A 15,005-nucleotide genomic window follows, 5' to 3' on the forward strand; every position below is an offset into this window, starting at 1 on the left:
GGACGGCAAGAGCTACACGAAGCCGCTGACGGTGAAGCTGGACCCGCGGGTGAAGGTGACTCCGGCAGAGCTGGAAGGGCAATTGGCGACCGCACAGGCGGCGGCGGCGAAGATCAAGGAGTTGACGCCCGAGGTGGCCAAGGCGGCGGCAGTGGAGAAGCAGTGGAGAGACCTGGCGGCCAAGGCGAAGGACAATGCCGCACTCGCGAGTGCCCTGGCGGCGTTCGGCCGCCGGCTGACCGCGGTCCTGGGCCCGCCGGCGACCAACTACGGCGCACCCGTGATCCCGCTGGACACCGACCACACCAGCCTGCGCCACCTGCTGGCCGACTACAACACCATCCTGGCGGCGGTGGAGAGCGCGGACGCCGCGCCCACGGCGGAGCAGCACTCCGCGCTGCGCCAGGACGACGACACCTTCGCCGCGACCATGACCGAGTGGAAGCAGTTGCTGGGCGACCTTCCCGCGCTGAACACGCGGCTCCAGCAAGCCGGCCTGCCGGAGATCACAAACCAATCCCAAGCCCTAGGATCCCGTATCCATGAGTGACCTGGTCCAACTCAGCCAAGACAACGACGTCGCGATCATCACCATCAATAACCCGCCGGTGAACGCGCTGAGCCCGGGCGTGCCCGAGGGCATCGCCGAAGCGATCGAACGAGTGGAGAAGGACGCGGGGGTGCGCGCCGTGGTGGTCATCGGCAGCGGGCGCACTTTCGTGGCCGGCGCTGACATCAAGGAGTTCGGCAAGATCACCTCCGGGCAGCACACCCGCGGCGCGCCCTTGCTGCCCGCCGTGCTTTTGAAGATCGAAGACTGCTCCAAGCCGGTGGTGATGGCCATCCACGGCACCGCTTTCGGCGGCGGGATGGAGCTGGCCATGTCTGGACACTACCGCGTGGCCGCGCCTGCGGCGCAACTCGGGCAGCCCGAGGTGAAGCTGGGCATCATCCCCGGCGCCGCCGGGACGCAGCGCCTACCGCGGCTGGCGGGCGTGGCCAAGGCGGTGGAGATGTGCGCCGGCGGCAATCCCATCTCGGCCAGGGAGGCGCTCGAGCTGGGCATCGTGGACCGGCTGATCGAAGGCGACCTGCTCGCGGGCGCGGTGGGTTTCGCGCGCCAGGTCGCCGGCAAGCCTGCCCCCAAGACCCGGGAGCGCGCCCAGAAGCTGGGCACACCCGAGCAGAACGCGCCCATCATCGCGGCCGCGCGCGAGCAGGCGCGCAAGAAGCAGCGCGGCCTGATGGCGCCGCTGGCCGCCATCGAGGCGGTGGAAGCCTCCGCCCGACTGCCCTTCGAACTGGGCTGCGAGCTGGAGCGCCGGCTGTTCACCGGCTGCCTGTTCTCCGACCAGTCCAAGGCGCTGATCCACGTCTTCTTCGGCGAGCGCGAGGTGGCTAAGGTCCCCGACGTCCCCAAGGAGACGTCCATCCTGCCTGTGAACAAGGTCGGGGTGGTGGGCGCGGGAACCATGGGCGGCGGCATCGCCATGGTCTTCGCCAACGCCGGTATCCCGGTGCTGCTGCGCGAGGTGGACCACGCGGCGCTCCATCGCGGCCTGGCCAACATCCAGAAGAACTACGACGGGTCGGTCAAACGCGGCCGCTTCACCCAGCAGTTCGTGAGCGAGCGCTTGCAGCTGATCCAGCCCACGCTCAGCTTCGACGGCTTCGCCGAAGTGGACATGGTGGTGGAGGCGGTCTTCGAGGGCATGGCGCTCAAGAAAGAGGTCTTCGCCGAGCTCGACCGCGTGTGCAAGCCCGCCGCCATCCTGGCCAGCAATACCTCCACCCTCAGCATCGATGAGATCGCTTCGGCGACCAAACGCCCCCAGTCCGTCATCGGGACCCACTTCTTCAGTCCGGCGAACGTGATGCGGCTGCTCGAGATCGTGCGCGGCAAGGCCACCGGGAAGGACGTGATCGCCACCGCCATGCAGCTTGCCAAGAAGCTGGGCAAGGTGGGAGTGCTGGTGGGCAACTGCCGCGGCTTCGTCGGCAACCGCATGTTCCATCCTTACCGGCGCGAGGCGCAGTTCCTGGTGGAGGAGGGCGCGAGCGTAGAGGCGGTGGACGCCGCGCTCACCGACTTCGGCATGGCCATGGGTCCGCTGGCCACCGGCGACCTCGCCGGCCTGGACGTGGGCTGGCGCATCCGCAAGGAGTATCGCCACCTGGAGAAGCCGGGCGTGCGCCAGCCGCTGGCGGAAGACCGACTCTGCGAGATGGGACGCTTCGGGCAGAAGACCGGCGCCGGTTGGTACAAGTACGACGAGAACCGCCGCGCCGTCCCCGACCCGGAGGTGGCGGCGCTGGTGCGCAAGGCGGCCGCCGAGGCCGGCATCGCGCAGCGCCAGATCCCGGCCGAGGAGATCCTCGACCGCTGTATCTACGCGCTGGTCAACGAAGGCGCGCGCATCCTGGAAGAGGGCTATGCACTGCGCGCGGTCGACATCGACATCATCTACCTGAATGGCTACGGCTTCCCGGCGTATCGCGGCGGGCCCATGTGGTACGCCGACACCGTGGGACTGAAGCAGGTGCTGGAGCGCATCCGCGAGTTCGAGCGGCAGCACGGCGGATCGTGGATGCCGGCGCCGTTGCTGGTGCGTTTGGCCGGGCAGGGCGCCAACTTCGACGGTTTCATCCGGGAACCGGGCGGGAAACCATGAGCCGCATCTTCCTGGTCCGGCACGCGCAGGCTTCCTTCGGGGAGCGCGAGTACGACAAGCTCTCCGCCATCGGGAAGGCGCAGGCGCGCCTGCTGGGCGAGTACTGGGCGGAGCGCCGCCTGCAATGGGACCGCGTCTGCACCGGTCCGCGCCAGCGCCAGCAGGACACCGCCGCCATCGTGGGCGAAGTCTACCGCAAGGCCGGGTTGAGTTTGCCCGAGCCGGTGGTCATGCCGGACTTCGACGAGTACCACGGCGACCAGGTTCTGGAGCGCGGCCTGCCCGGGCTGGTGGCGCGCGACGTTGAGATCCAGCGGCTCTACGAGGCGTTCGAGAGTTCGGGCAGCGCCGCCAGCCGCATGCGCAACTTCCAGAAACTCTTTGAGGCGGTGATCGGACGCTGGGTGCAGGGCGAGCTGGTGCTCGACCACGTCGAATCCTGGTCCGACTTCTGCGCGCGGGTGCAGCGCGGCCTGGCGGGTGTCGTGGCGGAGGACGGCCGCGGCCGGCAAGTCGCCATCTTCTCCTCCGGAGGCCCCATCAGCGTGGCTATGCAGCGCGCCCTGGAACTCACCGCGCAGAACACCCTGCGGGTGGCGTGGATGGTCCGCAACTGCGCCATCAGCGAATTCCTGGCCTCGGGCGCCCGCTTCACCTTGAGCACGTTCAACGAAGTGCCGCACCTGGACGATGCCGCCCTGCTGACCTACCGCTAGAGGGTGAGATGGGCGATTTGCTGAACCGACCCGGAAGCGTGCGCGCGGGAGAAGAGCTTGACCTCCCGCGGCTCGAGCCCTTCCTTCTCCGTCACTTTCCCGGCAGCGCCGGGCCGCTGACCGTCCAGCAGTTTCCCAGCGGACACTCCAACCTGACCTACCTGGTGCGGCTGGGCGGGCGCGAAATGGTGCTGCGGCGGCCTCCCTTCGGCAGCAAGGTCAAGAGCGCGCACGACATGGGCCGGGAGTACCGCGTCCTCTTGAAGCTGCACCCGGCCTATCCCCCTGCGCCCCAGGTGCTGCTCTATCGCGAGGACGATTCCATCCTGGGCGCACCCTTCTACCTGATGGAGCCGGTGACGGGGATCATCCTGCGGCGCGAGGTGCCGGCCGGGCTCGAGCTCACGTCCGAAACCGTGCGGCGCATGAGCGAGGCCTTCACCGACAATCTGGCGCTGCTCCACGGTTTGGACTACGCCGCCATCGGCCTCGCCGATCTGGGCAAGCCCGAAGGCTACCTGGAGCGCCAGGTGCGCGGCTGGATCGAGCGCTACTACGGCTCCAAGACCCACGAGCTGCTCGAGGTCGAGCGCATCGCCGCGTGGCTGCAGGCGCATATGCCGCCCCCGATCGCACCCGCGCTCATCCACAACGATTACAAGTACGACAACGCGGTGCTCGATCCCGGCGACCTGGCGAAGATCGTGGGCGTGCTGGACTGGGAGATGTGCACGCTGGGCGACCCGCTCAGCGACCTGGGCACCGCGCTGGCCTACTGGGTGGATCCCGGCGACCCCGGCGAATTGCAGCAGATCCGCTGGGGCCCGACCACGCTGCCCGGCAGCCTGACGCGGCGGCAGGTGGTCGAGCGCTACGCCCGGGCCACGGGGCACGACGTCACGCACATGGTCTTCTACCTGGCCTTCGCGTATTTCAAGGTGGCGGTGATCGTGCAGCAGATCTACTACCGCTACCATCACGGGCTCACCCAGGACGCGCGCTTCGCGCAACTGCTCGAGGTCGCCAAGATCCTGCTGCGCGCCTCGCTGCGCACGGCCGAGTCGGGCGCGATCTGAGCTAGGAAAAGTAGAGGACCACCCACTCCGCCACGCAGCAGGGCTTCTCGCCGCCCTCCACCTCCACGGTCACGGAGAACACGGCCTGGGTGCCGCGTCGGATTTCCTTGAGCGATGCCAGCGTCACCCGGGCGCGCAGCTTCGAGCCCATTCGTGCCGGAGCAGGGAAGCGCACCTTGTTGAGGCCGTAGTTCACGGCCAGGCGCACGCCGCTGCGGACCTGGAGCGCCTGGTGCATGAAATGGCTCAGCAGGGAAAGGGTGAGGAAGCCGTGGGCAACAGTGGTGCCGAAGGGGGATTCGCGCTGGGCGCGCTCGCGGTCCACGTGGATCCACTGGTGGTCCTCGGTGGCGTCGGCGAACTGCTGAATGCGCTCCTGGGTGAGTGGAAGCCAGTCGGTCAGGGCCAGCTCGCGCCCTACGTAGTCCTTGAGCAGGTCCGGTGTTTCCAGCACCAGCGGCGGCATGGAGTCTCCCTGTGACTGCGCGCAACACTCTAGCACTTGCAGTCGGGCCTCCGGCGGAGTAGTTTGCTCGGTCATGCAACTGGCGGACAAAGTGATCGTGGTGACGGGCGGGGCGAACGGCATCGGGCGGGCGATGTGCCGGCGCTTCGCCGCCGAGAAGTCCAAGGCGGTGGTGGTGGCGGACCTGCAGGCCGCGGCGGCGGCGCAGGTCGCGGCCGAGGTCGGCGGCCTTGCGGTCGAAACCAACGTGGCGCGCGAGAGCGACATCGTCCGTCTGGTCGAGCAGGTCACGGCGAAGTACGGCCGCATCGATCTCTTCTGCTCCAATGCCGGCACCGGGACCAGCGGCGGCGTCGAGATCTCCGACGCCAAGTGGCAGCGCGAGTGGGAGGTCAACGTGATGGCGCACGTCTACGCGGCGCGCGCCGTGCTCCCGCAGATGCTCCAGCGCGGCGACGGTTACCTGCTGCAGACGGTCTCGGCGGCGGGACTCTTGACGATGATCGGCTCGGCCACCTATTCCGTCACCAAGCACGCGGCGTTGGCCCTGGCGGAGTGGATCTCGATCACTCACGGCGACCAGGGCATCAAGGTCTCGGCGGTGTGCCCGCTGGGCGTGCGCACCGACATGCTGCTCAAGGGCGAGGGCGGCTTGGCGTCGTTCCTGATCGAGGGCGCGATCACCCCGGAGCAGGTCGCGGACGAGGTGGTGAAGGGGATCGCCGACGAGCGCTTCCTCATCCTTCCCAACCCCGAGGTTGGGGAGTTCTTCCGCCGCAAGGCCGGGGACTACGAGCGCTGGCTGCGCGGTATGCGCAAGTTCCAGGCCGCCAACCTGCCGCAGAAATCGTAGCGCGCTAGCGCGGCGCCGCCGGCCGCGGCGGCATCCACTTCTTTAATTCCAGCCGGCCCACCTGATCGGTGTGGACCTCGTCGGGACCGTCGGCGATGCGCAGGGTGCGCACGTTGGCCCAGGCGGCAGGCAGGAAGGTGTCCTGGCAGACGCCGGCGCCGCCCCAGGCCTGGATGGCGCGGTCGAGCACGCGCAAGGCCATGTTGGGCGCCACCACCTTGATCATGGCGATCTCGGCGCGCGCCGCCTTGTTGCCCACCGTGTCCATCATGGAGGCGGCTTTGAGCGTGAGCAGGCGCGCCTGCTCGATCTCCATGCGCGAGTGGGCGATGTCGGCGCGGATGGTGCCTTGGTCGGCCAGGGTCTTGCCGAAGGCGGTGCGCGAGAGCACGCGCTTGCACATGACCTCCAACGCGCGCTCGGCCACCCCGATGCACCGCATGCAGTGATGGATGCGCCCCGGTCCCAGGCGTCCCTGGGCGATCTCGAAGCCGCGGCCCTCGCCCAGCAGCATGTTGCTGAGCGGGATGCGGACATTGGTGAAGCTGATCTCGCCGTGGCCGTGCGGCGCGTGGTCGTAGCCGAAGACGGTGAGCACGCGTTCCACCTTCACGCCCTTGGCGTCCATGGGCACCAGCACCATGGATTGCTGGAGATGGCGCGGGGCGGCGGGATCGGTCTTGCCCATGAAGATGGCGACTCTGCAGCGCGGGTCGCCGGCTCCCGAGGCCCACCACTTGCGCCCGTTGAGCACGTAGGAATCGCCGTCGCGCTGGATGCGAGCCTCGATGTTGGTGGCGTCGGAGGAAGCCACCGCGGGCTCGGTCATGGCGAAGCAGGAGCGCATCTCGCCCGCCAGCAGCGGCTTCAGCCAGCGCTCCTTCTGCTCGGGAGTGCCGTAGCGGACCAGCACCTCCATGTTGCCGGTGTCGGGGGCGGAGCAGTTGAAGACCTCGGGCGCGAGCATGCTGCGCCCCATGATCTCGCACAGCGGCGCGTACTCGAAGTTAGTGAGCCCGGCGCCGTACTCGCTCTCCGGCAGGAAGAGGTTCCACAGGCCGGCGGCGCGCGCCTTGGGCTTCAGCTCCTCGATCACGCGGGTGGGCTGCCAGCCGCCGCGCTCGCATTCTTCCTCGAAGCGGCGCTCGTTGGGATAGATGTGCTCGTCCATGAAGGCGAGCAGGCGGCGCTGCAACTCTTTGCTCTTGTCGCTGAACTCGAAGCCCATGAGCGTCTCCTGTGGCCGGGAAGTAGGGCGGACGCGATTATATACAAGCGGAACTCCATCACCGCGGGGAGCGGCCTACATCACTGAAGTGGCACACCCCGATGTGATAAGCAGGAAAGAGGAAGTGAGGCCCGGCCATGTGCGATGAGTTGCCCATCGGCGCACAGGACGTGGAAGCGTACGACGCGCTGCTCGCGCGGGGTGGCGCGGCCGAAGGACTCGACCGCCGCACTTTCCTGCACGCCGCCGCGGCCGCCTGCGCCGGCCTTGCCGTGGCGCGCTGCTTCCGAGCCGAGCCGCTGTTCGCGGCCTCGACCGACGACTCCCGCTTCGTCCGCGAGGCCGGCTTCTACCAGAAGCTGCCGGAGCGCGCGGTGCAGTGCAAGCTGTGCCCGCGCGAGTGCGTGGTGGCGGAGAGCGAGCGCGGCTTCTGCCGCGTGCGCGAGAACCGCAAGGGCACCTACTACACCCTGGTGCACTCGCGGGTGGTGGCGGCGCACGTGGACCCCATCGAGAAGAAGCCCTTCTTCCACTTCCTGCCGGGAGCGATGGCCTTCTCCATCGCCACCGGCGGCTGCAACGTGAACTGCAAGTTCTGCCAGAACTGGGAGATCTCGCAGGCCCGCCCGGAGCAGTTGCGCGCCATCTATCTTCCGCCCAGGGAACTGGCGCAGGCGGCGAAGCAGAACGAGTGCCCTATCCTGGCCTACACCTATAGCGAGCCCGTGGTCTTCTCGGAGTACGTGCTGGACGCGGCCGAGGCGGGCCACGCTCAGGACCTGCGCAGCGTGGTGGTGAGCAACGGCTTCATCCAACAGGAGCCGCTGCTCCGCCTGTGCGAGCGTGTGGACGCCATCAAGATCGACCTGAAGTCCTTTTCCGAGCAGTACTACCGCGAGGTGGTGCGGGGCGCGCTGCAGCCGGTGCTGGAGACGCTGGTCACGGTGCGCCGCCATGCCAAGTGGATGGAGATCGTCTACCTGGTGGTGCCCACGCTCAATGACGGCGACGCCGAGTTCCGCGGGGTCGCGCGCTGGATCCACGCCAACCTGGGCAGCGACGTCCCCGTCCATTTCACGCGCTTCTATCCCAAGTACCTGCTCACCAACCTGCCGCCCACGCCGGTGGAGACCCTGGAGCGCGCCAAAGCCATCGCCGAGGCCGAGGGTCTGCAGTACGTGTACGTCGGCAACGTTCCTGGACATCCGGGCGAGAACACCTACTGCCCCAAGTGCCACGCCCTGCTCATCGAGCGCGCCGGGTTCACCATCGCCCACATGCACCTGAAGAACGGTAAGTGCAAACAGTGTGGGCAGGCTGTGCCCGGGGTCTGGAAGGCATAGAATTGCCCTGAGGGAAACCATGGACCGCGGAGGCAAGAGCAAGCCTCTTCTCCTGCTGGCGGCCGGCCTGGTGGCGGGCGCCCTGCTGCTGGTGCCATCCTCGCTGCGCCCGGCCGACAAAGAAGAGGTGCGCCAGCCGGCGGTGGCCGGCAACTTCTATCCCGCCGATCCCAAGGAACTGGAAAGGACGATCGACGGCTTGCTGGCGAGCGCGGGCGCGCCCACGACCCAGGAGCCGGTGGTGGCGCTGATCGCGCCCCACGCCGGCTACCAGTACTCGGGCCCGGTGGCGGCGCACAGCTACGCCCTGCTCAAGGGGCGGAAGTTCGAGCGCGTGGTGGTGATCGCGCCCTCCCACTTCGAGGCGTTCGACTTCACCTCGGTCTATGAGGGCGACAGCTACGTCACACCGCTGGGCGCCATTCCGGTGGACAAGGCCTTCGCCGCCAAGCTGGCGAGCCTAGCCCCGGGCATCCGGCTCTCGCAGCGTGGGCACACGCCCGCGGGTCCGCAAGGAGAGCACGCGCTCGAGGTCCAGTTGCCCTTCCTGCAGCGCACGCTGGGCCAGTTCAAGCTGGTGCCCATCGTGATGGGCGACCAGAGCTGGGAGAGCAGCCGCGCTTTGGGAGTGGCCCTGGCCAAGCTGATCCCGGGGACGGACACGCTGATCGTGGCCAGCTCCGACCTCACGCATTACCGCAGCGCCGACGAGGTCAGCCGCATCGACCACCACACTCTGCAGGCGATCGAGGACTGGGACACGCTCAGCCTGTCGCGCAACTTCCAGTCAGGCGTGTGGGAAGCCTGCGGGGGCGCGCCCATCGTGGCGGCCATGATCGCCGCGCAGCGGCTGGGCGCCAACCAGGCCAAAGTACTGAAGTATGCCAACACCGGCGACGTCACCGGCGACCGCAGCCGCGTCGTAGGCTACGGTGCAGTGGCGTTGCTGCGCGTGCCGCGCTCCGGAAGCACAACCGAGGTGCGCTTCTCCCTGAGCGACCGCGACAAGGAGGAATTGTTGCGCATCGCTCGCCTCTCGGCGGAGACAGCGGTGCGGACCAGGAAGCTCTACGAGCCACCGGTGCCTGCCTCCGCCGCGCTGCTCCAGGAGCGGGGCGCCTTCGTCACCCTGCGCGAAAAAGGCGAGCTGCGCGGGTGCATCGGCTATGTCTCGGCGGTGAAGCCCCTCTACCTCACCGTGCGCGACGTGGCCGCGCTCGCCGCCCTGCGCGATAGCCGCTTCCCTCCCGTCACCCCGGGCGAGCTAGGGCTGCTGGAATACGAGGTCTCCGTGATCTCTCCCTTCCACCAGGTGCTCGACGTCAGGCAGATCAAGGTGGGGCGCGACGGGCTGATGATCCTCAAGGGCGGCCAGGATGGCATCCTGCTGCCGCAGGTCGCCCGCGACGAGAACTGGGACCGCAACACCTTCCTGGAGCAGGTCGGCGTGAAGGCCGGGCTGCCGCCGCGCACCTGGAAGGATGAGGACGCCGATCTTTTCGCGTTCACCGCCCTGGTGTTCGCCGAGCCGAAAGCCCCGGAGGCCTTTACGCCCCAGCCTCCCTTTCCCGGCCGGCCCGAGCAGCCAACCCCGCCGGGAAGAGATTCAACACCGCGATAAGCGCGGCCGTCCGCAGGAATCCAAAGACGGGGAGGAAATACAGGCTGAGCGCGACCGCGCCCAGACAGGAGCCGGCGAGATCGAGCGCGTAGAGCGCGCCCGGGCTGCCGGCCTGTTGTACGCCGCCGAAGAAGACCCGGCTGGCCAGCAGGAACTGGTAACCGCCCAGTAGCCCGGCGAGCAGCGCCAGCATGGGGAACAGGAGCTGGCTCACCAGAAGCAGTCCCATCCGGCTCGTCACTCCCGCCAGCAGCGGCATCGACCCGCACAGCAGCAGTGGGGTCAGCGCCGCCAGGAATTGCAGGCCGGCGAGCGCGCGAAGCTCCCGCGGTGTCGCTTCTTCCTTGCCGGCGCCGCGGCGCAGAGCCCACCAGCTTCCCAGGGCCATGCCCACCATGAAGGCGGCGATCACGATGGCGAGCTGGTGGTAGACGTAGCCGTACACCGCCTGGAACCCAAGCAGAAGCAGGATCTCAAGCGCGATCAGGGTGAAGCCCATGGCGGCCATGCAGAAGCCGGCGCAGATCTGTCGCCGGTGTCCCCTTGACATCGCTCCCAGCCCCACCGCCAGCAGCAGCAGAAGCAGGAGGCCGCCGGCCAGCACCCAGTCAAAGCTGATGCCGGCCACCGCGTGGAACCAGCGCCGGGAGGCGGGATGAAACTGCGTGCTCCACAAAGCCACGTCGAAGTAGTACGCGATGGGCGCGAAGTCGCGGTTCATGGGGGTCTCGGCTTGCGGGCGGATCGTTTTCTCCAGGTCCTGCAAGCGCTCCGCCGACATGCGGAAGGGCAGGTAGTACTCGCGCACGTAGAAAGTCTGGAGGCGGCGGGTGCGCAGCCTCGCCAGCAGTTCTGCGGGATCGGAGGTGAGGGTGCCGGGGCGGTCCGAGGCCAGGAAGTGCGCCGTCTCGCCGGGAATAACAGCCACCTCAGGGAAGGCGGCGGCCAGGGTCTTGCGGATGCAGCGGAGGAAGGCGGCCCGCTCCGGGTTGAGGTATTCCTCCGAGGCCTTGAGCTGGAAGGAGAAGACGCCGCCGGGCTCGAGTCGCGCGGCTGCCTCGCGGAAGAACTCCGCCGTGTAGAAGCGGTTGAGCTGCGCGGTCTGCGGGTCGGGCAGGTTGACCACGATCACATCGAAGCGCTGCTCCGTAGTCTTGAGGAACAGCCGGCCGTCGCGATGGTGGACGTGCACGCGCGAGTCGGCGCGGATGGGCGCCCAGCCGGCAGGGAAGTACTCCTGCGCCAGGTCGAGGACTGCGGGATCCAGCTCGACATAGTCGACGCGCTCCAGGCTGGCATGCTGCAGGGCCTGGGCGAGGCTGCCATTCACGCCGCCGCCGATCAACAGCAACCTGCGGGGCGCGGGATGCTCCAGCAGCGCGAAGTGGACCGACTCTTCGGCCGACTCCGGGTCAGGAGCACTGAATACGATCAGGCCGTTCTCGAAAAAGCTGCGGCTGCCCTCGTCGCCGGCCACAACCAGGTTCCCATAGACGGAGTTGCGCGTCCCCAACACGTCGAAGCCCCGCCATAGGCGGGCCCGAGAGAGTGATTCCAATCCGGGCGCCCCGAAAGGCAAGACGACCGAGACGAACGCGACAACTAGAGCGGTCAGCAGGACACGCCGGGGCCAGGGCCTCCGCACCGTGAGCATCCCTGCGCTCAGAAAGTTGAGCAGGGCCACGATGGCCGCCACCTGAAACGGTCCTAGAAAGCGGATCAGCAGCAGGCTGGCCAGGATGCCTCCCAGGCCCGAGCCCGCGGCCTCCAGCAGGTACATCGCGCCCGTGGCCGCGGCCGTGGGTGCTCCGGCCTCGCGAGCATAGAGGCGGCTGCCCACGGTGAACAGTCCGCCGGAGACGGTACAGAAGAGGCTGAGCACGAGGAAGGAGGTGAGCAGCATCGTCCCCGGCCCCAGCATCTCTCCGGGCACAGGGTGGAAGACACCGCGGCTGCAGCGCACCGCCAGGATGGTCGCCGGGAAGGCGGCCGCGACCGCCACCTGCAGCCCGGCCAGCAGCCGGCGCGGATCCGCGCGTGCGCTCAGGCGTCCCGTCAGGGCGCTGCCCACGGCCGTCCAGAAGAGCCAACTGGCCAGCATCAGCCCCAGGGAGATCTCGTTCCCGTAGAAGACGACGATCAATTCACGCAGCAGCACGATCTGCGCGATCACGGCGGTGAGACCGACCAGGAGGAAAACCGTCCGCAGGGGCCAGGACAGGCGGCTCGCCGACGTATGCGAGGCAGCCGGGCTCATGCTTGCATCCTCCAGCCGCAGGCAGGCGGAGTCAGTGACCTCCCGCACGGCCCCCGGTGACGCCAGGCGGGGAAGAGCGTCAGCTCTTCAGCGGCAGTGAGAAGGAGAAGACGGAGCCATGGCCGAGCTGGCTGGTTACGCCGATGGAACCGCCATGGGCCTCGACGATGGCGCGGGCGATAGCCAGGCCCATTCCGGTGCCGGCCACCAGCCGGCGCTGGTCGCGCCCGCGGTAGAACTTGTCGAAGATGAGAGCCTGCTCGAAGCTGTCGATGCCCTGGCCGCGGTCGGCCACGCTCACCTGCAGGCGGCCGTCCTTGGCTTCCGCGGTGATGCGGATGGGCGTGCCCGCGGGCGAGTACTTGCCGGCGTTGTCCAGCAGTTGCAGCAGGACGTCCTTGATGCGGCCCAGGTCCATGCGCACGGGGGGCAGCGCAGAGGGCACCTCGATCTCCAGCGGATGTCCCGCCAGCGCCTGCTTGGCCTCCTCCACGGCGCGGTCGATGGCTTCCCGGATCGGGTGCGGCTCGAGCTGGAGTTCGACCTGGCCGGCGTCCAGCCGGGCCATCTCGGCGGCCTCGCCCACCAAGTGATTGAGCCGGTCGGTCTCTTCGTCGATCACGGTGAGCAGCTCCTTGCGCTGCTCGGCGCCCAGGTTGGGATCGGCGAGCAGGGTGGTCACCGAGGCCTTGATGGCGGTCAGCGGCGTGCGGAACTCGTGGGTGACGGAGTCGAGCAGGGCAGAGCGGAGTTGCTCGCCCTCGCGGGCGGCCTCGGCCTTGGTGAGCTTTTCCACCGCGCCCGCGCGCTCCACCGCGATGGCGATCAGGCTTCCCACCGCCTCCAGGGTCTCGCGCGCGAGCGCCCCGCCGGAGATGCCGACGGCCCCCACCGTGCGCACTCCCAGCCTGAGCGGCACGAAGTAGAGATCCCGGCCGGCGTCCGCGACCAGTTCGCCGCGGGCGGCCACCGCTTTCAACTGCTCGGCGTCGATGGCATGAATGTCGGGCCCGGAGCGGTAAATATCGGGGCGGCCGACCACGAAGACGGCGGCCGCGCGCATCGTGAATGCTTCCACCACGTACTGCGGGACGTCGTTCAGCAACTCCGCCACGTTCTCCGCCACCAGCAGGCGCTGGCTGAAGGCGTAGAGCCGCTCCACCTCGTGGCGGCGCTGGTGCGCCTGCGAGGCCTCGCGGCGGGCCCGCTCCGAGAGCTGGCTGGCGATGATGGCGGTCACCAGGAACGCCGACAGCGCGATCCAGTTCTGCGGGTCGGCGATGGTGAAGGTCCCGACCGGCGGCAGGAAAAAATAGTTGAAGGTCAGCGTGGACACCAGCGACATGAAGACGGCGGGCTTCAATCCCCAGGTGGCGGCCACGATCAGGATCGCCAGTAGGAAGGTGAGCGCGACGGTGGTGGGATTGGCGCGGAACAAGAGGCGGTAGACTGCCGTCACCGCGGCCACCAACGCCGCCGTCGCCGCGGAGCGGAACACCGTCCTGGCCAAGGTCGGCTGCACGGCTGCATTGTATCTGGAATCGACTTTTCCAGCGGCCTCAAGGACAATAGGCGCCATGCCCCAGAAGAGTCCCGAGCAATGGCTGGAGGAGGCTGCCCCGGAGAAGACCGCGGGCGTCTTCAAGCTGTTCCTGGGCTACGCCCCGGGCGTGGGCAAGACCTACAACATGCTCAGCGAGGCCGTCCGCCGGCATAGTCGCGGCGAGGACGTGGTGGTCGGGGTGATCGAGACCCACGGCCGCAGGCCCATCGGCGAGCTGGCCGCCCGCCTGGAGACGGTGCCGCGCAAGAAGCTGGAGTACAAAGGCACCATCTTCGAAGAGATGGACGTGGACGCCATCCTGGCCCGCCGCCCGCACGTGGTGCTGGTGGACGAGTTGGCGCACACCAACATCGAGGGCAGCAAGCACCCCAAGCGCTACCAGGACGTGATCGAGCTGCTGGACGCCAAGATCGACGTGCTCTCCACCATGAACGTCCAGCACATCGAGAGCCTGACGCCGCTGGTGCAGCGCATCACCGGGGTGATCATTCGCGAGACCGTGCCCGACTGGGTGATCCAGCGCGCTGGCGAGATCGTGATGGCCGACCTCACCCCCCAGGCGCTGCAGACGCGCATGCAGCGCGGCGACATCTACCCCGTGGAGCGGGCCGAGCGCGCGCTGGGCAACTTCTTCCGCCCCGGAAACCTGATCGCGTTGCGCGAGCTGGCCCTGCGCCAGGTGGCTTCGGCGGTGGACCGCAGCCTGGAGTCCTACATCGAGCGCGAGCACGACCAGCGCAAGGCTGGGGTGCGGGAGCGCATCGCGGTGTGCATCAGCTCCAACCCGGCGGCGCAGTACCTGATCGCGCGCGGCGCCCGCATGTCTCACGCCCTGGACGCCGAGTTCTACGTGGTCTACGTGGACGTGGCCGCCGATTCCAGCGACGAGAACAAGCAGACCTTGGCCGAGAACATCCGCTTCGCCGAGAACCTGGGCGCTACCGTGGTCCGCCTGGACAGCGGCAATGTGGCCGAGCGGGTGGCCGGGTTCGTCCGCGACAAGCACGTCACCCAGGTGGTCTTCGGGCGCTCCGCCCGCCAGGGCTGGCGCCGCTACCTCTACCTCTCGGTCATCCACAAGTTCCTGCGCGACGCGCCCGCAGTGGACGTGCACATCGTCACCCAGGAAGCCAAGTGAGCGCTCGATGAGCGAGCCCCGGCGCATCCTGGTGGTGGACGACGAGCCCCAGATCACACGCGTGCTGCGCA

Annotated in this window: 12 protein-coding genes; 8 read left to right on the forward strand and 4 right to left on the reverse strand. The window is 68.3% G+C overall.

All coding sequences use genetic code 11. The features are described 5' to 3' along the window. From VEG08_12840 to VEG08_12855, 4 genes are all read left to right on the forward strand, one after another. Positions 1 to 550 (forward strand): hypothetical protein (locus tag VEG08_12840; protein HXZ28872.1); only part of this gene is annotated, 550 nt, incomplete at its 5' end. Beyond that, positions 543 to 2,672, forward strand: a complete 2,130-nt coding sequence (locus VEG08_12845; GenBank protein ID HXZ28873.1) for a 3-hydroxyacyl-CoA dehydrogenase NAD-binding domain-containing protein — start codon at positions 543 to 545, stop codon at positions 2,670 to 2,672. The genes VEG08_12840 and VEG08_12845, both read left to right, overlap by 8 nt. Then, positions 2,669 to 3,388: a histidine phosphatase family protein gene (locus VEG08_12850; GenBank protein HXZ28874.1), complete on the forward strand. Its 720-nt coding sequence runs from the start codon at positions 2,669 to 2,671 to the stop codon at positions 3,386 to 3,388. The genes VEG08_12845 and VEG08_12850 overlap by 4 nt, the downstream gene beginning before the upstream one ends. Positions 3,389 to 3,405: 17 nt before the next feature. Further along, positions 3,406 to 4,464: a phosphotransferase family protein gene (locus VEG08_12855; protein ID HXZ28875.1), complete on the forward strand. Its 1,059-nt coding sequence runs from the start codon at positions 3,406 to 3,408 to the stop codon at positions 4,462 to 4,464. A gap of 1 nt (position 4,465) precedes the next feature. Here VEG08_12855 and VEG08_12860 read toward each other — a convergent pair whose 3' ends face one another. Beyond that, the gene (locus tag VEG08_12860; protein ID HXZ28876.1) at positions 4,466 to 4,930 is read right to left on the reverse strand and encodes a MaoC family dehydratase; all 465 of its coding nucleotides are present in this window, start codon (positions 4,928 to 4,930) and stop codon (positions 4,466 to 4,468) included. Positions 4,931 to 5,003: 73 nt separating this feature from the next. Between VEG08_12860 and VEG08_12865 the strand changes: the two genes are divergently transcribed. Next, positions 5,004 to 5,783, forward strand: a complete 780-nt coding sequence (locus tag VEG08_12865; protein ID HXZ28877.1) for an SDR family oxidoreductase — start codon at positions 5,004 to 5,006, stop codon at positions 5,781 to 5,783. A 4-nt stretch (positions 5,784 to 5,787) separates the two neighbouring features. Here the strand turns inward: VEG08_12865 and VEG08_12870 are convergent, their stop codons facing one another. After that, positions 5,788 to 7,011 (reverse strand): acyl-CoA dehydrogenase family protein, encoded by a 1,224-nt coding sequence (locus tag VEG08_12870; GenBank protein HXZ28878.1) that lies wholly within the window; start codon positions 7,009 to 7,011, stop codon positions 5,788 to 5,790. Positions 7,012 to 7,148: 137 nt separating this feature from the next. Between VEG08_12870 and amrS the strand changes: the two genes are divergently transcribed. Together amrS and amrB are read left to right on the forward strand one after the other, a co-directional pair. Beyond that, positions 7,149 to 8,354: an AmmeMemoRadiSam system radical SAM enzyme gene (gene amrS, locus VEG08_12875; GenBank protein HXZ28879.1), complete on the forward strand. Its 1,206-nt coding sequence runs from the start codon at positions 7,149 to 7,151 to the stop codon at positions 8,352 to 8,354. Positions 8,355 to 8,373: 19 nt separating this feature from the next. Continuing rightward, complete coding sequence (gene amrB, locus VEG08_12880) at positions 8,374 to 9,975, forward strand: AmmeMemoRadiSam system protein B (protein ID HXZ28880.1); 1,602 nt, start codon at positions 8,374 to 8,376, stop codon at positions 9,973 to 9,975. Here the strand turns inward: amrB and VEG08_12885 are convergent. Both VEG08_12885 and VEG08_12890 read right to left on the reverse strand, forming a co-directional pair. Then, on the reverse strand, positions 9,902 to 12,232 hold the full coding sequence (locus tag VEG08_12885) for a fused MFS/spermidine synthase (GenBank protein ID HXZ28881.1): 2,331 nt from the start codon (positions 12,230 to 12,232) through the stop codon (positions 9,902 to 9,904). The two genes, amrB and VEG08_12885, sit on opposite strands and share 74 nt — an antisense overlap. Positions 12,233 to 12,311: 79 nt before the next feature. Further along, positions 12,312 to 13,754 carry a DUF4118 domain-containing protein gene (locus VEG08_12890; protein HXZ28882.1) on the reverse strand — a complete coding sequence of 481 codons (1,443 nt, stop codon included), beginning with the start codon at positions 13,752 to 13,754 and terminating at the stop codon, positions 12,312 to 12,314. Positions 13,755 to 13,809: 55 nt separating this feature from the next. On the opposite strand from VEG08_12890, the gene VEG08_12895 reads away from it, so the two are divergent. Next, positions 13,810 to 14,934 carry a universal stress protein gene (locus VEG08_12895; protein ID HXZ28883.1) on the forward strand — a complete coding sequence of 375 codons (1,125 nt, stop codon included), beginning with the start codon at positions 13,810 to 13,812 and terminating at the stop codon, positions 14,932 to 14,934. The last annotated feature ends 71 nt before the right edge of the window (positions 14,935 to 15,005 follow it).

The sequence above is a fragment of the Terriglobales bacterium genome, from assembly GCA_035624475.1.
Lineage (GTDB): Bacteria > Acidobacteriota > Terriglobia > Terriglobales > Acidobacteriaceae > DASPRL01.